This is a genomic window from Streptomyces beihaiensis, assembly GCF_026274175.1.
In the GTDB taxonomy this organism is placed as follows: Bacteria; Actinomycetota; Actinomycetes; order Streptomycetales; family Streptomycetaceae; genus Streptomyces; species Streptomyces beihaiensis.
Genome location: NZ_JAPHNL010000068.1, coordinates 23,827 through 43,368 on the forward strand (window position 1 = coordinate 23,827; position 19,542 = coordinate 43,368).

The 19,542-nt window shown below is 71.2% G+C and carries 18 protein-coding genes, 1 tRNA gene and 2 pseudogenes; 9 read left to right on the forward strand and 12 right to left on the reverse strand.

Annotation, left to right across the window (positions count from 1 at the left end):
- Positions 1-152: 152 nt before the first annotated feature.
- Positions 153-374 (forward strand): annotated as a pseudogene (locus OFY01_RS08465) (transposase); the annotation flags it as partial.
- Here the strand turns inward: OFY01_RS08465 and OFY01_RS08470 are convergent.
- The 3 genes and pseudogenes from OFY01_RS08470 to OFY01_RS08480 form a co-directional block, all read right to left on the reverse strand.
- A pseudogene (locus OFY01_RS08470) lies at positions 368-724 on the reverse strand (metallophosphoesterase); the annotation flags it as partial. The pseudogenes OFY01_RS08465 and OFY01_RS08470 overlap by 7 nt on opposite strands.
- Positions 721-2,007: a UDP-N-acetylglucosamine 1-carboxyvinyltransferase gene (locus OFY01_RS08475; protein WP_266597940.1), complete on the reverse strand. Its 1,287-nt coding sequence runs from the start codon at positions 2,005-2,007 to the stop codon at positions 721-723. The pseudogene OFY01_RS08470 and the gene OFY01_RS08475, both read right to left, overlap by 4 nt.
- 39 nt (positions 2,008-2,046) lie before the next feature.
- Positions 2,047-2,490: an ATP-binding protein gene (locus OFY01_RS08480; RefSeq protein ID WP_266597888.1), complete on the reverse strand. Its 444-nt coding sequence runs from the start codon at positions 2,488-2,490 to the stop codon at positions 2,047-2,049.
- Between the two features lie 298 nt (positions 2,491-2,788).
- On the opposite strand from OFY01_RS08480, the gene OFY01_RS08485 reads away from it, so the two are divergent.
- Positions 2,789-4,030 carry a helix-turn-helix domain-containing protein gene (locus OFY01_RS08485; RefSeq protein ID WP_266597889.1) on the forward strand — a complete coding sequence of 414 codons (1,242 nt, stop codon included), beginning with the start codon at positions 2,789-2,791 and terminating at the stop codon, positions 4,028-4,030.
- The gene (locus OFY01_RS08490; RefSeq protein WP_266597891.1) at positions 4,027-4,587 is read left to right on the forward strand and encodes a flavoprotein; all 561 of its coding nucleotides are present in this window, start codon (positions 4,027-4,029) and stop codon (positions 4,585-4,587) included. Before OFY01_RS08485 ends, OFY01_RS08490 begins: the two co-directional genes overlap by 4 nt.
- 292 nt (positions 4,588-4,879) lie before the next feature.
- Here the strand turns inward: OFY01_RS08490 and OFY01_RS08500 are convergent.
- From OFY01_RS08500 to OFY01_RS08510, 3 genes are all read right to left on the reverse strand, one after another.
- Positions 4,880-4,953, reverse strand: a tRNA-Pro gene (locus OFY01_RS08500).
- 53 nt (positions 4,954-5,006) lie between these two features.
- A complete protein-coding gene (locus tag OFY01_RS08505) occupies positions 5,007-5,774 on the reverse strand; it encodes a Pr6Pr family membrane protein (RefSeq protein WP_266597893.1) in 768 nt (255 codons plus the stop codon).
- Between the two features lie 112 nt (positions 5,775-5,886).
- Positions 5,887-6,858 carry a metallophosphoesterase gene (locus tag OFY01_RS08510; protein ID WP_266597895.1) on the reverse strand — a complete coding sequence of 324 codons (972 nt, stop codon included), beginning with the start codon at positions 6,856-6,858 and terminating at the stop codon, positions 5,887-5,889.
- A gap of 76 nt (positions 6,859-6,934) precedes the next feature.
- Between OFY01_RS08510 and OFY01_RS08515 the strand changes: the two genes are divergently transcribed.
- The gene (locus OFY01_RS08515) at positions 6,935-7,399 is read left to right on the forward strand and encodes a GatB/YqeY domain-containing protein (protein WP_266597897.1); all 465 of its coding nucleotides are present in this window, start codon (positions 6,935-6,937) and stop codon (positions 7,397-7,399) included.
- 361 nt (positions 7,400-7,760) lie between these two features.
- On the opposite strand, the gene OFY01_RS08520 is transcribed toward OFY01_RS08515, so the two are convergent.
- Positions 7,761-10,061, reverse strand: a complete 2,301-nt coding sequence (locus OFY01_RS08520) for a transglycosylase domain-containing protein (RefSeq protein ID WP_266597899.1) — start codon at positions 10,059-10,061, stop codon at positions 7,761-7,763.
- 513 nt (positions 10,062-10,574) lie between these two features.
- Here OFY01_RS08520 and OFY01_RS08525 point away from each other — a divergent pair.
- Complete coding sequence (locus tag OFY01_RS08525) at positions 10,575-10,961, forward strand: WhiB family transcriptional regulator (protein ID WP_266597900.1); 387 nt, start codon at positions 10,575-10,577, stop codon at positions 10,959-10,961.
- 133 nt (positions 10,962-11,094) lie between these two features.
- Here OFY01_RS08525 and OFY01_RS08530 read toward each other — a convergent pair whose 3' ends face one another.
- Positions 11,095-12,507 (reverse strand): ArsA family ATPase, encoded by a 1,413-nt coding sequence (locus OFY01_RS08530; RefSeq protein WP_266597902.1) that lies wholly within the window; start codon positions 12,505-12,507, stop codon positions 11,095-11,097.
- 5 nt (positions 12,508-12,512) lie between these two features.
- Entirely contained in the window at positions 12,513-13,580 is a 1,068-nt protein-coding gene (locus OFY01_RS08535) for an ArsA-related P-loop ATPase (RefSeq protein WP_266597904.1), read from the reverse strand.
- A 99-nt stretch (positions 13,581-13,679) separates the two neighbouring features.
- Between OFY01_RS08535 and OFY01_RS08540 the strand changes: the two genes are divergently transcribed.
- The 4 genes from OFY01_RS08540 (at position 13,680) to OFY01_RS08555 (ending at position 16,498) form a co-directional block, all read left to right on the forward strand.
- Positions 13,680-13,844, forward strand: coding sequence for a DUF4177 domain-containing protein (locus OFY01_RS08540; protein ID WP_086020382.1), 165 nt, complete (start codon positions 13,680-13,682; stop codon positions 13,842-13,844).
- On the forward strand, positions 13,841-14,308 hold the full coding sequence (locus tag OFY01_RS08545) for a RidA family protein (protein ID WP_266597908.1): 468 nt from the start codon (positions 13,841-13,843) through the stop codon (positions 14,306-14,308). The genes OFY01_RS08540 and OFY01_RS08545 overlap by 4 nt, the downstream gene beginning before the upstream one ends.
- A gap of 190 nt (positions 14,309-14,498) precedes the next feature.
- Positions 14,499-15,671 carry an NUDIX hydrolase gene (locus OFY01_RS08550; RefSeq protein ID WP_407700301.1) on the forward strand — a complete coding sequence of 391 codons (1,173 nt, stop codon included), beginning with the start codon at positions 14,499-14,501 and terminating at the stop codon, positions 15,669-15,671.
- Complete coding sequence (locus OFY01_RS08555; RefSeq protein ID WP_266597910.1) at positions 15,668-16,498, forward strand: MBL fold metallo-hydrolase; 831 nt, start codon at positions 15,668-15,670, stop codon at positions 16,496-16,498. The genes OFY01_RS08550 and OFY01_RS08555 overlap by 4 nt, the downstream gene beginning before the upstream one ends.
- Positions 16,499-16,516: 18 nt before the next feature.
- Here the strand turns inward: OFY01_RS08555 and OFY01_RS08560 are convergent, their stop codons facing one another.
- The 3 genes from OFY01_RS08560 to OFY01_RS08570 form a co-directional block, all read right to left on the reverse strand.
- Entirely contained in the window at positions 16,517-17,473 is a 957-nt protein-coding gene (locus OFY01_RS08560) for a sigma-70 family RNA polymerase sigma factor (RefSeq protein WP_266597942.1), read from the reverse strand.
- Between the two features lie 125 nt (positions 17,474-17,598).
- Positions 17,599-18,348, reverse strand: a complete 750-nt coding sequence (locus tag OFY01_RS08565; protein ID WP_266597944.1) for a nucleotidyltransferase domain-containing protein — start codon at positions 18,346-18,348, stop codon at positions 17,599-17,601.
- 436 nt (positions 18,349-18,784) lie between these two features.
- Entirely contained in the window at positions 18,785-19,459 is a 675-nt protein-coding gene (locus OFY01_RS08570; protein WP_031090867.1) for a Crp/Fnr family transcriptional regulator, read from the reverse strand.
- Positions 19,460-19,542 lie beyond the last annotated feature (83 nt).

The window sequence follows — 19,542 nt, forward strand, 5'->3', positions numbered from 1 at the left end:
GGCATGAGAGAACGGGCCCCTTGGTAGTGACGCGGTTACGACACCAGCACGACCAAGGAAGCCCGTTGCCTGATCAGTTGAGCAGCACCACTGTGGCTGCGTCTACTGCGGTCACCCCTGGGTGTGACTGCTACGTGCACAGGTTCGGTTCGATCGCTCCGGGACGGCGGGCAGGCTGCTATCCGAGTGACATGACGGATGCGGAGTGGGCCGAGGTCCGCTCCGCGATGCCGGTGCCGACCTGGCTGCTGAAGCGGGGCGGGCGTCCGGAGGCGTACTGCCACCGGGAGATACTCGACGCTGTGCGCTATCTGGTCGACAACGGCGTGAAGTGGATGGCCATGCCGGTCGACTTTCCATACCGGCGGGCGGTGACCGCGACGCGACGGCCGCCGATCGTTGTGATGCGTACGCGCTCGAAGAGCGGTTCGCCGCTGTCGTCGATGGTGTTCGCGCACACGGCCATCGCGTGGAGGGTGGGTTCGAAGTAGTGGGGCCAGCCGTGGTTTCCGGGGGCGATCACGTCGTAGAGGCCGGTGAGGATGTTCCGCTCGATCTGTCCGTGGCCGAGGCGGTAGTGGCCGCTGCCTTCGAAGAAGTCGCCGCAGTCCACGATCAGGCTGTGGGGGCGGGCGGCGTGGAGGTGGGCGAGCAGCGGTGTCGCCGTGTCGAGGGCGGAGTGGACGTCGGTGGTCGCGATGATCTGCCGGAGGTGGCGGTTCACGGGGTCACCTCGCAGATGTCGGCGCCCAGGGCGTGCAGCTTCACCGGTAGGTCGGCGTGGCCGCGGCGGAGTTGTTCGAGGCCGCCGAGGGTGGTGATGCCGTGTGCGGTGAGGCCGGCGGTGAGCAGGGCGGAGCCGGTGCGGATGTCGGTGGTCTCCACGCCCGCGCCGGTCAGCTGCTGGGGGCCGGTGAAGCGGCACTCGGTGGGGGTGATCGCGCGGATATCGGCTCCGAGGCGGGCGAGTTGGGGCAGGAGGTTGTTGTGGCGGCCGGGGTTGATGGCGTCGGCGAACAGGTGCGTACCGGGGCGGGTGAGGGCCAGGGCCAGCAGGGGCGGTTCGAAGTCGGAGTCCAGGCCACCGGGCGAGAGTGAGGCGATGGCCCGAAGTGAGCGGCCGGTCGGGAGGGCGTCCTGGGCCTGGACGGTGAGGGTGGTGCCCTCAGAGGCGGCGGGGATGCCGAGCCGGTGCAAGGCGGCGATCAGGGGTGCGACGTCGTCGCCGCGTACGCCGGTGATCGTGGCGGTGCCACCGGTGGCCGCGACCGCGCAGGCCAGCGTGCCCGCCTCGATCTTGTCGCCGGGCACCGTCCACATGATGTCGTCGTCCCAGACGGAGGTCGGCGGCTGAAGCGCGAGGACGCGCTCGCTCACCTGGGACTTCCACCCTGCTCCCTGCAACGCCTCTACGACGCCGAGTACTTCGGGCGAGAGATTCGGCCCACCAAGGCGCAGTGGACGCCGCGCGACGACCGCGCGCAGCAGTGCGGCGATGCTCGCCCCGCGCGAGCGGAAGGGCAGCATGACCGACACGGTGCCGGTGCCGCCCGTGGCCGCTTCCACCAGATAGCCGTGGTCGTCGACGGTGGTGCGGTCACCGAAGCGCCCGTACACCTTGAAGTGCTGTTCCATCCCGCGCTCCCCGATGGCGCAGCCACCCGGCCAGGGCAGGCGCGCCCGTCCGTACGCGCCGAGCAGTGCGGGCACGAGGTAGTAGGAGGCCCGGATACTGGCGGCGGCCTCGGTATCGGGTCCGGACGGGGTGCCGCTGCCGCTGGGCAGGATCACGACTGTGTGCGGGGTGGTGACAGGGCGGGCGGCGTGCCAGCCGGACTGCTGGAGCAGGGTGAGCAGTGTCTCGACGTCGGTGCTCGTCGGGACGTTGCTCAGGCGCACGGGGCGATGGAGTGCCGCCGCGGTGGCCAGCAGGGGCAGGGCCGCGTTCTTGGAGCCGTCGACGGCCACGGTCCCAGCAAGCGGGTTACCGGGCCGTACCGCGACCACTTCGGCGGCGACAGGTGGAATCCGTACAACAGACAACGCTCAACTCCTCTGTGAAGGAAGGCGAGATGGGATGGCGGGGAATGGTGCGCCGACTTTGAACTGGGCCCAGCAGCGTTTGCCGGACGGCAACTGATCGCATCCGTGCAGATCGGCGAGCGCGGCGACGAGGAACAGCCCGCGCCCGCCCTCGGCCTCCGGGTCAGGCAGAGCGACCTGCGGGAGGCGGCCATCGGACGCGCTGTCGGTCACGTCGAGCAGCAGACCGGCATCGTCGAGGCGGGCACCGGCCCAGATCGGCCCGCCGCCGGCGTGTCGGACCGCGTTCGCGATCAGCTCCCCGGCGGCCAGTTCCACCGTGTCCAGGAGGTCGCGGTCGAGGAGGTCGCCCCAGGCCGTCCGTATACCGAGCGCGAGCTGTCGCCGCGCATCACGGGCGGCGGCCGGGGTACCGGCGACGGGCAGACGGATCTCGTGCGCTTCCATGAGCGGCCTCCTGGTCGGTTCGGCGGCCACTCCACGTAACCGGGCCGGGGCCGAGCGGAGCCAGGAGGTGTGCCGGTGCCGCATGACTTATGCAGTTGCTGCATCGCAGTCAATTCGCTGTCGCTTACGCTCGGTTGAGCAGGCACGATCGGCGGCGGCGGAAGGGGCCGTGGCACAGATGGCCGAAGAGCACAGTTCAGCAAGACCAGACAGGCCGGTTGGACCGGCGGGACCGGCGGGACCGGCCAGGCAGGTCAGCGACGCCGCCCGGATCGGGGAACTGATCCGGCAGGCCCGCGTGGTGCAGCGACGCTCGCAGAAGGACGTCGCCGCCGCGCTGGGCTACCACCAGTCCAAGGTGAGCCGCCTGGAGTCGGGCAAGGGCACCGAGGACGTCCGCGTGCTGCGCGAGATCGCGCAGGTGTTGAACATCCCGCCGCACCGCCTCGGCCTCGCCGCCACCACGAACAACAGCCCTTCCGGCCCTGAGACCGAGGACATGCACCGCCGTACGTTCCTTGCCGCGGGCGCCGCCGGTATCGCCGCGCTCACCACCACCCCGGCCGCAGGCCGGGCCACCGCCTCGGCCGCTCACAACGAGCTGATCCAGTCCCTGCTGCCGGGAGCCACACCGCATACCCCCACCGGCCCGCCACCCGACCTTCAGGGCCTGCAGTCCCACGTCGCAGACGTACGACGCCTGTTCTGCACCTGCGACTACACCGCGCTGGAACGCAGCCTGCCCGCCCTCATCGGGCAGCTCAGGCAGGCGATCGGCAACGCCCCCGGCTCCAGCGACCTCTCCGGACCCCTGGCCACCGCGTACCAGACCTCGGCGAGTCTGCTGCTCAAACAGAGTGACCAGGGCAACGCCTGGCTCGCCGTCGGGCGAGCCATGGCCGAGGCCGAACGCTCCGGCAACCCGGTCGTCCTCGCCTCCAGCGTCCGCGTTCACGCGCACGCCCTCACGCGCGGCGACCACGCCGTCCAAGCCGTCACCCTCGTCCGCCACACCGCGAACCAGCTCACCGGCTCCTACGATCAACGCTCCCCGCGCTACCTCGCCGCACTCGGCCTGCTCCTCCTGCGCGGAGTGACCGCAGCCAGCAACGGTGGCGACCGCTCCGCCACCCACGACTTCCTCACCGAGGCCAGAGAAGTCGCCCGCTACGTGGCTCTTGACAGCCCCGACGCCTGGGCCAACTTCAGCCCCACCAACGTCGACCTGCATGCCGTCAGCGCCGCCGTCACCTTCGGCGACGCGGGGATCGCCCTGGAGACCGCACGCCCGCTCATGCGCCGCCACATCCCCGTCCCCGAACGCCGCGCCGCCCTGTGGGTCGAGTCCGCCCGCGCCTACAGCCAGCAAGGCCGCCTCGGCGACGGCTACCAGGCCCTGCGCATCGCCGAGAGCTGCGCGGCCCAGGACATCCGCCGCCCCGCCGTCCGCGAGCTGGTCGCCGACATGGCGGCCCGCGACCGGCGTCGTAGCCTGCCAGAGCTGCACCACTTCAGCCGACAGTTGGGAGTCCCCGCGTGAGCGCGCCGCAGTCCGAACCGCAGGCCAGGAAGCCGTTCCTGTACGTCGTCGTGTGCGCGTCCGGCATCGCCGGTGACGTGGGCAAACTGATCACGGCGGCACAGGAGGCGAACTGGGACGTGGGCGTGGTCGTCACCCCGCAGGGTCTCGGCTTCATCGACGCGACAGCGGTCGAGGCACAGACCGGCTACCCGATCCGGTCCGCGTGGCGGCAGCCCGGGGACCCGCGCCCGCTGCCGCCCGCCGATGCGATTGCCGTGGCCCCGGCGACGTTCAACACGATCAACAAGTGGGCGGCCGGAATCTCCGACACGCTCGCGCTGGGCATTCTGTGCGAGGCGCACGGCATGGGCATCCCCATCACCGCCCTCCCGTACCTGAACGCGGCGCAGGCCGCCCACCCCGCGTACGCGCGCAGCCTCGACGTGCTCCGCGAGATGGGCGTCCTGCTCGGCTCGTACGAACCGCACAAGCCGAAGGCCGGCGGCGGGGCCGACCGCTTCCGCTGGGAGGAGGCACTGGAGCTGCTCGCTCCGGTGGTGTCCCGACAGGCGTGATCAGCGTCGCCGGGACTGCTGGGCCGGCCCGTTCGGTGGCATGCCGAACGCGGACGCCGCGGTGGGGCCGGGTGCGCCGGGGCGATACCTCGAGCTGCGGGCTTGGGCGGCGCGGGCTCGTTCACTGGGCGCGGGGCGGGCGGCCAGCCGTTGGATGCGGCAGGTCAGGACGCGGGCTGGAGACTGCGCGTCGTCCGGGACTGGCTCCCAAATGGCTCCCAAGACGGCCCCTGGAACCACTCAGGGGCCCGACCCGCTAAGCGGATCAGGCCCCTGACCTGGTGTTTCTCTGTCGGGGTGGCGGGATTTGAACCCACGACCTCTTCGTCCCGAACGAAGCGCGCTGCCAAGCTGCGCTACACCCCGATGTCGTTGTTCCGCCTCCCGCAGGTGCTGCGGTCGCGGCGACATCGATTACTTTAGCGGACCGGTGGCCTGAGACGAAATCCGGTTTTCGGGGGGCGGGCCTCGGGCCTGATCCGGTCCAGGGTGACGAGGAGCAGGGCCAGGGCGTAGAAGGCCAGACCGAGGACGACGGCGTTGCGCAGGACATCGGCGTAGCCGTGGGCCTCGACGTCCAGGAACGGGTACGGGTAGCGGGCCGGGGCGCCCGGGGGCATCAGCGCGCCGCGGGTGAGGGCGAAGGCGAAGTAGGCCAGGGGATAGGTCAGCCAGAGTGCGGCGTGGTGTCGGCGGTAGGTGCCGGGGCGGGTGAGCAGGAGCCAGTTCAGGGTCGCGCCGATGGGGGTGACCGTGTGCAGGAGCTGGTTGGCGGCCTGGTGGGGGGCCGTCATGACGAAGTCCGGGTCGCCGACCATCGAGAAGCCGCTGGAGCTGTTGGCCAGGAGGAGGTGGTAGACGAGGCCCGTGATGGCGATGAAGAGCAGTGCGCCGCCTGTGAGGAGGGGGTTGAGCGGTGGGCGGGCGGTCCAGGCGTGCCAGGCCGAGAGTGTCAGGACGACCGCCAGCAGGATGTTGGACTGGATCGTGAAGTAGCTGAGGGTGCGCAGCACGCTGGTGCTGATCGAGAGCTCGATGACGACGCCCGTCGCGGCCGCCAGGGCCACCAGTGCCCGGAAGGCGGCTGCCGGCGGGCGGCGGCCCACAGCGGTGGCCGTCTCGGCCGGGGCGGCGGCCGCCACGGGGCGAGCGGCGGAGGGGTCGGCCGCGCTGCTGGGCGTGATCACGGACTTACCGTACGTCTCGTGTGATCCACGTGAAAGCGGTGTGAATCGTTACCGTCTGGGCCAGTGGTGCGAAGCGTCTGCGGCGGTGGTGCTCGGCGTCGCGGGCGCCGTGTCAGGGCCGCGGTGTCAGCGTGAGCAGTGTCGCTTCCGGGGGGCAGGCGAAGCGGACCGGCGTGTAGCGGTTCGTGCCGCAGCCCGCCGAGACGTGGAGATGGGACGTCCGGCCCGCCGCCCGATGCGTGGACAGGCCCTTCACACGGTCCGCGTCCAGGTCGCAGTTGGTGACCAGAGCGCCGTAGAAGGGGATGCAGAGCTGGCCGCCGTGGGTGTGTCCGGCGAGGATCAGCGGGTAGCCGTCCGCTGTGAACGCGTCGAGCGCGCGGATGTAGGGGGCGTGGACCACGCCGAGTGAGAAGTCGTGGCCGGGCTGGGGGCCGCCCGCCACCTGGGCGTAGCGGTCGCGCTTGATGTGCGGGTCGTCCAGGCCCGTGAGGCCGATCACCACGCCGGCCACCTTCAGCGTGCCGCGCGTGTTCGTCAGGTTCACCCAGCCCGCCTCGTCGAAGCCGTCACGCAGCACCTCCCACGGGTTGTGGATGACGCCGACCGCCGGTGCGTTGCCGTTCAGGCCGTGCCTGCCGGACGCCTTCTCCAGCAAGTAGCGCGCGGGGTTGCGGAGCCTGGGGCCGTAGTAGTCGTTGGAGCCGAAGACGTACGCGCCGGGGAAGTCCATCAGCGGGCCGAGCGCGTCGAGGACCTCGGGGACGCCCTCCGGGTCGGACAGGTTGTCGCCCGTGTTGATGACGAAGTCGGGGCGCAGTCCCGCGAGCGAGCGAAGCCACCGCTGCTTCTTGCGCTGGCCGCTGACCATGTGGATGTCGGAGACCTGCAGGACGCGCAGCGGGTGCATCCCGGCGGGCAGGACCGGGACCGTCACCCGTCGAAGCCGGAACGAGCGGGCCTCGAAGCCGGCCGCGTAGGCCACCGTGGCGGCTCCCGCCGCCGCGACGCCTGCCGTCACCTTCAGGGAGGTCTTCAGGAGGGACTTCGGGGCCGTCGGGGGAATCCCGTGTCGCACGCGCATGTCTCCATCGTGTCAGACAGCGTGTTCAGTGGAAATCAACGGGCGCCGCTCCCCGCGCACCTGCGACAATCGGGCCATGACCACGCTCAAGGCGAAGCTGCAGGACGACCTCAATGCCGCGATCAAGGAGCGCGACGAGCTGCGCTCCTCGACGCTGCGGCTCACCCTCTCCGCGATCACCAACCAGGAGGTCGCCGGCACGGAGAAGCGCCAGCTCTCCGACGACGAGGTGCAGAAGGTGATCGCCAAGGAGGCGAAGAAGCGCCGTGAGGCGGCCGAGGCATTCGAGAAGGCCGGGCGCGCCGAGTCCGCCGGGCGCGAGAAGGCTGAGGGTGAGGTCCTCGCCACGTATCTGCCGCAGCAGCTGAGCGACGCCGAGCTCGAGCAGATCGTCGCCGAGGCGGTCGAGGAGGCGAAGACGGCGGGTGCCGAGGGGCCCAGGGCCATGGGCCAGGTCATGAAGATCGTGAAGCCGAAGGTCGCCGACCGCGCGGAGGGCGGCCGCGTCGCCGCCACGGTCAAGCGGCTGCTGGCGGGCTGAGTGGGCTGAGCGGCTGAGTGGGCCGAGCGGCTGAGTGGGCTGAGCGGCTGAGTGGGCCGAGTGGCTGAGTGGGCCGAGTGGGCTGAGCAAGCTGAGCGGCCCGAGTGGCCCGAGTGGGCCGAGTGGGCCGAGTGGGCTGAGCAAGCTGAGCGGCCCGAGTGGGCCGAGTGGGCTGAGCAAGCCGAGCGGCCGAGTGGGCCGAGCGAGCCGAGCAAGCTGAGCGGCTGAGTGGGCGGCAACTTCTGCTGTTGGCCCGGCGTCGGGCCTATGTCGACATCGGGCCTGTGCGTAAGGGGCGCCTCCGACTGGGAAGCGCCCCTTACGCATACCTGCGAGGTCCGACGGGGCCGGACCGAGCCGGTTAGTGGCCCCAGACTCCGCCGGTTCCGTGCTTGTTGCCGCCGCCGTTGGTGCCGCCGATCAGGTCCGGCGGGATCGAGACGCCGGGCAGCGGGCTGCCGCCAGTGGTGCCGGTGCTTGTGCCGGTGCCGGCGACCGTTCCGCTGCCGGGCTTGCCGTCCTGCTTGCCCTTGTCGTTCTTGCCGCCGTCGTTCTTGCCCTTGTCCTTCCCCTTGTTGGCGTCGGGGTCGGGGATGTCGACCTTGTTGAAGGTCGGTGCGGGCTTGCCCGCGAGGGCGCCCGTCATGGCGTCTCGCCAGATCGGGCCGGGCGTGTCGGCGCCGTAGACCTTCTCGTGGTACTGGCCGCCGATGCTGATGTTCTCCATCTTGACGCTCTGCGTCGCGCTGCCGACCCACACCGCGCCTGCCAGGTTCGGCGTGTAGCCGACGAACCAGGCGTTCCTGCGGCCGTCCGTCGTACCCGTCTTGCCCGCGTTGTCCCGGTCCTTGAGACCGGCCAACTTACCCGTACCGGAGTCGGTCACGCCCTTCAGCAGGGCGTTGATCGTGTCCGCGGTGTTCTCCGACATGGCGCGTGAGCACTGCGTCTTCGGCACGTCGAGCGCCTTGCCGTCCGGCCCGGTGATCGACTCGATGGCGACCGGCGTGCAGTACGTACCCCGGTTGGCGAACGCCGCGTACGCCGAGGCCATCGTCAACGGCGACAGGCCGGTCGAGCCCAGCGTCATCGACGAGGGCACCTCGGGCACCTTCTTGCCGTTGCCCTGCACCACACCCAGCTTGTCGATCATCTTGGCCACCGGGCACATGCCGGTGTCGGCGAGCATCTCCACGAAGTACGTGTTGATCGACCGCTCCATCGCCTCCTTCAGGCGGAAGGGGCCGACCTCGGTCTCGTTCTCGTTCGACAGTTTGTAGCCGCCGTCGTTGACCCACGGCTTGCCGCTGCACGTCTGGACCTGCTTCGGGTAGGGCATCTCGTACGGCGCCGGGTACTGCTTCGTCACCGGCGTGCCCTGCTCCAGGGCCGCGGCCGCCAGGAACGGCTTGAACGTCGAACCGGTCGGGAAGCCGAAGTTGGCGCCGCCGTACTGGGCGTTGACCGAGTAGTTGTAGACCGTCTGGTGCTTGTCCGCGTCCGAGCCGTACGGCCTCGACTGGCCCATGCCGAGGATCTTGCCGGTGCCCGGCTCGACGAGCGTGGCCGCCGAGGCGACCGGGTCCGTCTTGTAGACGTGCTCCTTGAGGGATGCCTCCACCGAGTCCTGGGCCTGCGGGTCCAGGGTCGTCCTGATCGTCAGGCCGCCGCGGTCCCAGACCTTCAGCCGGTCCGCCGCGGTCTTGCCGAAGACCGGATCGTTGAGGAAGACCTTCTCGACGTAACTGCAGAAGAACGACGCGCCGCGGACCGCCGTGATGCATCCGCTGCGCGGCCTCTTCACCTTCAGGCCCAGCGGGGTCTTCTTGGCCGCGTCGGCCTCGGTCTGCGAGATCGCGTGCGTGTCGGCCATGCGCTGCAGCACCACGTCGCGCCGGTTCTTCGCCTCGGTCGAGTCGTTGATCGGGTCGTAGCGCGACGGCGACTGCACGATGCCCGCGAGGAGGGCCGACTCCGGCACGTTCAGATCCGCGGCGTGCTTGGAGAAGTACCGCTGGGCCGCGGCCTCGACGCCGTAGGACTGCTCGCCGAAGTACGTGATGTTCAGGTAGTTGGCGAGGATCTTCTTCTTGCCGAGCTCCTTCTCCACCTGGATCGCGTACTTGAGCTCGCGGATCTTGCGCCCGATCGTCTGCTGGGTGGCCTGCGCGACCTTCGTCGGGTCGTCGCCCGCCTCCTCGATGAAGACGTTCTTCACGTACTGCTGAGTGAGGGTGGAGGCGCCCTGGGCGACGCCGCCGCTGCGCGCGTTGGCGTTCAGGGCGCGCAGGATGCCCTTGGCGTCGACGGCGCCGTGCTGGTAGAACCGCGCGTCCTCGATCGAGACGATCGCCTTCTGCATGTACGGCGAGATCTTGGTGAGCGGCACCACGGTGCGGTTGCGCGAGTAGACCGTCGCGATCTTGCCGCCCTGGCTGTCCAGGATGGTGGTGCGCTGGCTCAGCGGCGGTGTCTTCAGGTTCGACGGGATCTCGTCGAACCCGGCGACCGACCCCTTCGCGGCCAGGCCGAGCGCGCCTGCCGCGGGCAGGGCGATTCCGGCCAGCACGGCACCGGCGGCCACGCTGACACCGAGGAACTTGGCGGCCTGTTGGGCCGGCGACAGTCCGCCGCCACTCCCGGCCGAGCGCTTCTTTCCCATGCAGGGCAGCCTACGTTCTGATTCTCCGGACAGGCGTATATGCCTTGGCCTAAGCTGCACTCAACTGTCACAGCAGTGCGGTCGCGTATCAAGACGTGGGACGACCCCGAATCGTTCCCGGCGTTTCCCCGGCGCCTTCCCCCGGCGCCACTTGCAGTCCTTCCCGTCTCTCCCGGCGGGCCGGCGGGCCGACCGGAGGGACGGGTCTACGGGGCGACGGGTCAATGGGCCTCTTACGGAGGCGCTATGAGTGTCCGAATTCGCCTTATGTGTTACCTGGTGGCCGATGTGGCGTAAGTGAACTGTCCTGGTTTGCCGGGGTCATCACACATGTCCATCGGTCACTCCGTCGGGTGATCTGACGCTTACGCATAGTCCGTTCGGGCCATTCAAGATTGGGCCCGAAGGGGGTGTTGCGCTGTGCCCACCTTCCGTAACGTCCTCAACTGGCGGCGGTGAATATGCCGCTTGCCGCCGTGGGGGAGCCTCGATTCGGGAGAGGACGGCGCCGGTATGGGCTGGGTAGTCGACTGGAGTGCGCAGGCCGCCTGCCGCACTACCGATCCGGATGAACTGTTCGTTCAAGGAGCAGCGCAGAACCGGGCCAAGGCGGTGTGCACGGGGTGTCCCGTGCGGACCGAGTGCCTGGCGGACGCGTTGGACAATCGCGTCGAGTTCGGCGTGTGGGGTGGCATGACGGAGCGGGAGCGCCGCGCACTGCTGCGCAGGCGCCCGACCGTCACCTCGTGGCGCCGACTGCTTGAGACAGCGCGTACGGAGTACGAGCGTGGCGCGGGCCTGCTGCCCGTGGAGCTCGAAGAACACGCGCACGGGCATGGGCACGGCCACGGGCATCACGAGCATGACGAGGCGTTCGACCGGTACGCGGCCGTCGGCTGAGGGCCGTGCACCGGTCGCTGGCGGCGGCCGGACGGGCCGTTGACGTCAGCGTCAGCGTCGGCGTCAGCGTCAGCAGAGACCTCGGCGCGCCTGCTCCGAGGCCGAGGCGGCGCCCGCTGAAGCGAGCCGAGGCTCAGGCAGCTCCGGTCGGGGTGTCACCGGCCGCGAGCCGGGCCCCGATGTCCCGGAGGCCCGCCAGGTCGTGTACGTCGCCGGGCAGCGCCGCGACCTCGGTCACGGCGACCTCGGGGTGCAGCGCGGTGAAACGGTCACGCGTGCGCTGTTCGCGTGCGATCAGCTGCATACGCTCGGCGTGCAGCCGCAGCAGACCGGCGGCGAGCCGATCGACGGAGGTGGCGGCCAGCCGGTCGACGGAGGTGTCGTCAGCGGTCTGGTCGAAGGCCGTGGCGGCGGTCGTTGTGGCGGTCGCGCTGTCGGGATGTTCTGGGGAGTCCTCGGGGGAGTCCTCGGAGTCGTCGGGGGAGTGCTCGGAGCCCTCGCTGTCCTCGGGGTAACCCTCGGGAGAACCTTCGGGAGAGGTGGGCGAGGTACCGGTACGACCCTCTTCCTTCCCGGCCGTCTGATCCACAATGCGGCGCTCGTCAAGATTTTCCGCGGCGGCGAGCGCGCGCTCGGCGGAGACTCGCTCGGCGTCGCTGCCGTGCACCCGGTTCAGTACGAGCCCGGCCAGCGGCATCTTCTCCGCGGCGAGCCGCTCCACGAAGTACGCCGCCTCGCGCAGCGCGTCCCGCTCCGGCGCGGCGACGACGAGGAACGCGGTACCGGGCGCCTGCAGCAGCTTGTACGTGGCGTCCGCGCGGGTGCGGAACCCGCCGAACATCGTGTCCATCGCCGCCACGAACGTCTGCACGTCGCGCAGGAGCTGACCGCCGAGCAGCTTGCCGAGCGCGCCGGTCATCATCGACATCCCGACGTTGAGGAACTTCATGCCGGCCCGCCCGCCGACCTTCGCGGGCGCCATCAGTACGCGGATGAGCTTGCCGTCGAGGAAGGACCCGAGCCGCTTGGGCGCGTCCAGGAAGTCGAGCGCCGAGCGGGAGGGGGGCGTGTCGACGACGATCAGATCCCACTCGTCGCGCGCCCTGAGCTGCCCCAGTTTCTCCATCGCCATGTACTCCTGCGTGCCCGCGAAGCCCGCTGAGAGCGACTGGTAGAAGGGGTTGGAGAGGATCGCCTCGGCTCGCTCCTCGTCCGCGTGCGCCTCGACGATCTCGTCGAAGGTGCGCTTCATGTCGAGCATCATGGCGTGCAACTCGCCGCCCGCCGCTGCCCCGGTGGCCTCGATGCCCTTGACCCGGCGCGGGGTGTTGTCGAGTGAGTCGATGCCCATCGACTGGGCCAGGCGGCGGGCCGGGTCGATGGTGAGCACGACAACCTTGCGGCCGCGTTCGGCGGCGCGCAGACCAAGGGCGGCCGCGGTGGTCGTCTTGCCGACACCGCCCGAGCCGCAGCACACCACGATGCGGGTCTCCGGGTCGTCGAGCAGTGGGTCGACGTTGAGCGCGGCGTTCGTCTCCAGCGTCATCGTCTCTAGATCCCTCGGTCGGTTCCTCGGTCGGTTCCTGGGGCGGTTCCTGGAGCGGTTCGGGGGTCGGTTCCGTGGCCGGTTCCCGGGTCGGTTCCGTGGCTGGTTCCGTGGCCGATTCCTTGGCCGCGCAGGTAGTCGGCGAGCGTGTACAGGCCCGCCAGGTCCAACCCCTCGGTGAGCTGGGGGAGTTCGTGCAGCGGGAGCCCCGTGTCGGCGAGCAGGCCGCGCTGGGCGTGCTCCAGGGCGTGGCGTTCCGCGTACTCGTCGGCCTGGGCTAGCAGCGGCGCCGCGAGCTTCGTGGCGCCGCTGAGTCCGGCGGAGGCCAGGGCGGCGGCGACCGCGGGCCGGACGGAGGCGTCGCGGGCCAGCGCCAGGGCGGGGGCGTCGAGCAGCGTCGGGCGCACCATGTTCACCAGGACCCGGCCCACGGGCAGCCGGGCGGCGCGCAGTTCGGCGACGCCGTCGAGGGTTTCCTGGACCGGCATCTCCTCAAGGAGCGTCACCAGGTGCACCGCGGTTTCGCGGGACTTGATGACGCGCATGACCGCCTGCGCCTGGTTGTGTATGGGGCCCATCTTGGCGAGCCCCGCGACCTCGTGGTTCACGTTGAGGAAGCGGGTGATGCGGCCGGTGGGCGGCGCGTCCATCACGACGTAGTCGTACGCGTAACGCCCTTGTTTGTCCTTGCGCCGCACCGCCTCGCACGCCTTGCCGGTCAGCAGCACGTCGCGCAGCCCCGGGGCGACGGTCGTGGCGAAGTCGATGGCGCCGAGTTTCTTCAGGGCACGGCCCGCGCCGCCGAGCTTGTAGAACATCTGGAGGTAGTCCAGGAGCGCCAGTTCGGGGTCGATGGCCAGCGCGTACACCTCGCCGCCGCCGGGAGCGACGGCGATCTTCCGCTCCTCGTACGGCAGCGCCTCCGTCTCGAAGAGCTGCGCGATGCCCTGTCTGCCCTCCACCTCCACGAGGAGTGTGCGCCTGCCCTCGGTCGCGAGGGCGAGCGCGAGTGCGGCGGCGACCGTGGTCTTTCCGGTACCGCCCTTGCCGCTGACGACCTGGAGCCTGCTCACACATGCGAGCCTAACCAGTGGGCCGCCCGATCACGCAGGAGCCCGTGTGATGTCTGCGTCCGAGGCTGTGCACTCTGTTGCGGCGGATACAGTCGCTCCATGGCAAAGAAGTGGGAATACGCGACCGTGCCGCTCCTCGTGCACGCGACCAAGCAGATCCTGGACACCTGGGGCGAGGACGGCTGGGAGCTGGTCCAGGTCGTGCCGGGGCCGAACAACCCCGAGCAGCTGGTGGCGTATCTGAAGCGGGAGAAGGACGCGTGAGCGCGGTGGAGGCCCGGCTGCGGGAGCTCGGCCTGACCCTGCCGCCCGTCGTGCCGCCGGTGGCCGCGTACCAGCCCGCCGTGCAGTCGGGTGTGTACGTGTACACGGCCGGGCAGCTGCCCATGGTCGACGGCAAGCTGACGCTCACCGGTAAGGTCGGCGCCGAGGTGACCGCCGAGGAGGCCAAGGAGCAGGCCCGTGTCTGCGCCCTGAACGCGCTCGCCGCGGTCAAGTCGGTCGCGGGTGACCTGGACCGCGTCGCGCGCGTCGTGAAGGTCGTCGGCTTCGTGGCCTCGGCCGCGGACTTCACCGGGCAGCCCGGCGTCATCAACGGTGCGAGCGAACTGCTCGGTGAGGTCCTGGGCGACAAGGGCGTACACGCGCGCAGCGCGGTCGGCGTGGCCGTGCTGCCCCTGGACGCCCCGGTCGAGGTCGAGGTCCAGGTGGAACTCACCGAGGCGTAACCACAGCCTCAACCCCGGATAAGCGTAGGTAGCGGATAAGCGCGGATACCGGCACGGGGGGCGAGGAGGCCCACCAGGCGAGCTGGCCCGCCGGGCGGGCCGACCCCGTCTCGGGCACGCGCTCGGCGTGGGTGGGCCCGGCGGGGGGTGGGCTCTCGAACATCCGGCCGTCAGCGGATAGCCTCCGGCCATGGCAAACGGGCAGTGGTACCCCCCGGAGTGGCCGGACCGTATCCGGGCCCTCGCCGCAGGCACCCTCGTGCCCGCGGCACCCCGCCGGGCTGCGACAGTGATGCTCCTCAGGGACGGCGCCGCCGCCTCTTCGGCACCCATGTCCGCTCCCGCATCGGCTCCCGTGTCGGCTCCTGCATCGGCTCCCGCGTCGGCGTCGGCGCCCGCATCCGCGCCGTCTCCGGCCGCCGGCGCGGGTGGTGGCACCGGCATCGAGGTGCACATGCTGCGCCGGCACACCTCGATGCCGTTCGCCGCGGGCGCGTACGCCTACCCCGGCGGCGGCGTCGACCCCCGCGACGACGAGCGTCAGGTCCGCTGGGCCGGCCCGTCGCGCCAGGAATGGGCCGCACGGCTCGGCGTGCCGGAGGGCGACGCGCAGGCGGTCGTCTGCGCCGCGGTGCGCGAGACGTTCGAGGAGGCGGGGGTGCTGCTCGCGGGCCCGGCGCCGGACGACGTCGTCGGCGACACGACGGGCGACGACTGGGAGGCGGACCGCCGAGCGCTGGTCAGCCGCGAACTCTCGTTCGCCGAGTTCCTCGACCGCCGCGGGCTCGTCCTCCGCTCCGACCTGCTCGGCGCCTGGGCCCGTTGGATCACCCCCGAGTTCGAGCCGCGCCGCTACGACACCTGGTTCTTCGCCGCCGCGCTCCCCACGGGTCAGCGCACCCGTGACGTCTCCGGCGAGGCCGACCGCACCGTATGGATCCGGCCGGCCCTGGCGGCGGCCGCGTACGACAAGGGCGAGCTGCTGATGATGCCGCCCACCATCGCCACCCTGCGCGCCCTGGCCGCGTACGACACCGTGAACGGCGCCCTCGCGGGCGCCGCGGGCCGCGACCTGACGCCCGTACTGGCAGAGGCGAGGCTGCGCGATGGCGAGGTGGTGCTGACCTGGCCGGGCCACGACGAGTTCACCAAGCACGTGCCGAGTGGTGACGTGCCGACCATCGACAAGTCCACTGGCGGCGTGCGGACTGGCGACAAGTCCACTGGCGACAAGTCGACTGGTGGCGTGCCGACCGGCGACGTGCCGATCGGTGGCGTGCCGACTGCCGACGTCCCGACCGGCGACAAGACGACTGGCGACGTCCCGACCGGCGGCAAGCCGACCGGAGGAGCCCACCGATGACGGAAGCCGCCGCACTGCCGGGGCAGCCACGCGGCGGGGTGCTCTCCGGCCCCGCCACCACCCGCGCGATCAACGTCCTCGCGCCGAACCCGTCCGCGATGACCCTCGACGGCACCAACACCTGGATCGTCGCCGAACCGGACAGCGACCTGGCCGTCGTCATCGACCCCGGCCCCCTGGACGACACCCACCTGCGGCACGTGATCCAGGTCGCGGAGCAGGCAGGTCGGCGCGTCGCCCTCACGCTCCTCACCCACGGCCATCCCGACCACGCCGAAGGCGCGGCCAGGTTCGCCGAACTGACCGGCACCAAGGTGCGGGCCCTCGACCCGGCGCTGCGCCTGGGCGACGAGGGCCTCACGGCGGGCGACGTCGTCAGGACCGGCGGCCTCGAACTACGGGTCGTGCCGACGCCCGGCCACACCGCCGACTCGCTCTGCTTCCACCTGCCCGCCGACCGCGCGGTCCTGACCGGCGACACGATCCTCGGGCGCGGCACGACGGTCGTGGCGCACCCGGACGGCCGTCTCGGCGACTACCTCGACTCCCTGCGCCGCCTGCGCTCCCTCACGGTCGACGACGGGGTGCACACGGTGCTGCCGGGCCACGGCCCCGTACTCGACGACGCCCAGGGCGCGGTCGAGTTCTACCTCGCCCACCGCGCGACCCGGCTCGCCCAGGTCGAGTCGGCGGTCGAGAACGGGTACGCCACGGCCGCCGAGGTGGTGGCGCACGTCTACGCCGACGTGGACCGCTCGCTGTGGCCCGCGGCCGAACTGTCGGTACGGGCCCAGCTGGACTACCTGCGCGAACACGGGCTGGTCTAGCGGCGGTCCAACGGCGGTCTAACGGCCGTCCGGAGTGTCCACCGCGGTGTCGGCCACGGTCTCGGCCGGGACACCGGCACGGGTGTCGAGAGCGCCGAGAGCGGCAAGAGCAGCCAACCGATCCGGGCCGAGGATGATGTCGACACCGACGACCTTTCCACCGCGGAACGTGAACGCCAGCACGGAGACGACCTTGCCGCCCGGCGCCGCGACCAGTCCCATGCTGTCGCCGACGAACGCCGGGTACGTGGCCCTGGCCGGGGCCGTGCGCCCGTAGAGGGCCGCCTGACCGGCCACCTCCAGCGCGCCGCGCACCAGCTTGGACGCCCCGCCGGGCCCCACGTCCACGCGCAACAGGACGTCCGGGTCGAGGAGTTCGAGCAACGCGTCGAAGTCACCGGCGCGCGACGCTGCCAGCCAGGCGTCCGCGACCCGGCGCTGCCGGGCCAGGTCGGTGTCCTGAGCCGGTACGGCGCCCTGGACGCGGCGCCGCGCCCGGCTCGCGAGCTGACGGGTGGCCGCCGGAGTGCGCTCCACGACCGGCGCGAGCTCGTCGAACGGCACCGCGAACATGTCGTGCAGCACGAACGCCAGGCGCTCCGCGGGCGCGAGCGTGTCGAGGACGACGAGCAGCGCCAGGCCGACCGAGTCCGCGAGCTCCGCCTCGCGCGCGGGGTCCGCGGGTCGGATCACCGGGTCGGGCAGGCGGATCTCCGTGTCGCCGGCTCCGGTGCCGTCCAGGGGCTCCTCGCGGCGGGACGCGCGCGTGCGCAACATGTCGAGGCAGATCCGTCCCACGACGGTGGTCAGCCAGCCGCTCAGGTTCCTTACGTCGTCCGCCGCGGGGCCGGAACCGGCGCGCTGCAGCCGCAGCCAGCTCTCCTGAACCGCGTCCTCCGCCTCACTGAGCGACCCGAGCATCCGGTACGCCACGGACCGCAGCCGCCCCCGTTCCCTTTCGAATCGCGCGGCCAGTTCGGCAGGGGAGGACGGCGAGGGCGACGGCGACGGCGACGGCGTCGGGAGTTGTGACGGCGTCGGGAGTTGTGATGGTGTCGGCAGCTGTGATGATGACGGTGTCATGGCAGGTTTGAGGCTCCTTAAGGCCGTGGTTTCTTGATGCCGTGCACGCGCGTGTACTCGCCCGCGAGCCACGGCCCGAGCTCTTCGGTGACGGTGTACAGCGCGCCGAGTTCACCCGTCGGCTCGTACGCGGCGGTGGCCGCGGCCCGCATGTGTGCCGCCCACTCGGGGTAGTACCCGGCGAACGCCTTGGCCATCTCGGCCAGGTCGCTGGTCCAGCCGTTCCAGCGGGGCATGACGAGAGTGAAGCCGGTGCGGACCAGGTGCCGGGAGATACGCCGCTGGAGGCGCGGCAGACGTTCGGGCGCGGTCGACCGGATCTCCGCGCGCCAGCGAGGCAGGAACAGGGCGAGGTCACCGTTGGTCTCGCGGGCGAGCAGTGACGTGGGTCGGTAGGCGGGCAGCAGAGGGGCCAGGTCCTCGCCGAGCAATGGCGTGCACAGGCAGGCGACGAACCAGCCCAGGTCGTACCTCTCCAGGTCGCTCAGCAGCCGGTCCCGGCCGGACAGCAGCGTGCCCGAGCCGTCGATCTGCTCGAACCGAGCGTCCAGCTCCACGTCGAGCCGCCGCGCGTCCGCGCGGTCCCGCTCGGTCGGTTCCGCGCGCAGCGCCACCAGGAGGTCGAGGTCGGAGCGGCCGGGCCTGGCGGTGCCGCGAGGCACTGAGCCGTAAAGGTAGGCGCCGGTCATCCGCGACTCACCGAAGGTGTCGCGCAGAGCGTCCCGCGCGGCGGAGACGACCGGGCGGAACGGGGCCTGAACGTACATCAGGGAGCCCTCCCGCACGATGTGACCCTGCGCGTCGAGGCCACGGGCGCCGTCGGACGCCGCGTCGGGGTCCGGGAGGCGCGGCGTGGTCGGCGCAGTCGGCGCAGGCGACGTGGTCGTGGGCGTCGGCTTCGGCATGGGAACCGGCTTCGGCATGGGAACCGGCTCCGGCATGGGAACCGGCTCCGGTAGGGGCGTCGGCTTCGGCATGGGGACCGGCTTTGGTAGGGGCGTCGGCTTCGGCACGGGCCTTGGCGTGGGCATGGAGTCACTGTGCAGCCACGTACCGCGCGGGGCACGCGCTTTTCCGGTTCCCGCGGCCCCACCGCGCGGGACTCCCGCCGTCCCGCGCGGGTGATGACGATGGGCCCCGCCACGAGACTGTGGCGAGGCCCATCGATGTCCGGTCTTCGGCGCTACAGGACCGGCGGCGCGGTCAGCGCGAACGCTTCGCGAGGCGCTCCACGTCCAGCAGGATCACGGCGCGGGCCTCAAGGCGGAGCCACCCGCGGCCCGCGAAGTCGGCGAGTGCCTTGTTCACCGTTTCGCGGGAGGCGCCGACCAGCTGGGCCAGCTCTTCCTGCGTGAGGTCGTGCACGACGTGGATGCCCTCCTCGGACTGCACACCGAAGCGGCGCGACAGGTCGAGCAGCGCGCGGGCCACGCGGCCCGGCACGTCGGAGAAGACCAGGTCGGACATCTGGTCGTTGGTCTTGCGCAGGCGCCGCGCGACGGCACGCAGCAGGGCGGTGGCCACCTCGGGGCGCGCGTTGAGCCACGGCTGCAGGTCACCGTGGCCGAGGCCGAGGAGCTTCACCTCGGTCAGGGCGCTGGCGGTGGCGGTGCGCGGGCCCGGGTCGAACAGCGACAGCTCACCGATCAGCTCGCCGGGGCCGAGCACGGCCAGCATGTTCTCGCGACCGTCGGGGGACGTGCGGTGGAGCTTCACCTTCCCCTCGGTCACCACGTACAGGCGGTCTCCTGGGTCGCCCTCGTGGAAGAGGGCGTCACCACGCGCGAGGGTCACCTCACTCATGGAGGCGCGGAGCTCCGCGGCCTGCTCGTCATCGAGCGCCGCGAAGAGCGGGGCGCGCCGCAGAACGTCGTCCACGAGTCTCTCTCCTATGTCGCCGGCATCGGGACCGGGCCGACCGGCCGACCGGGTCGGTCCGGTTGTCGATCGTTCCCGCTGCC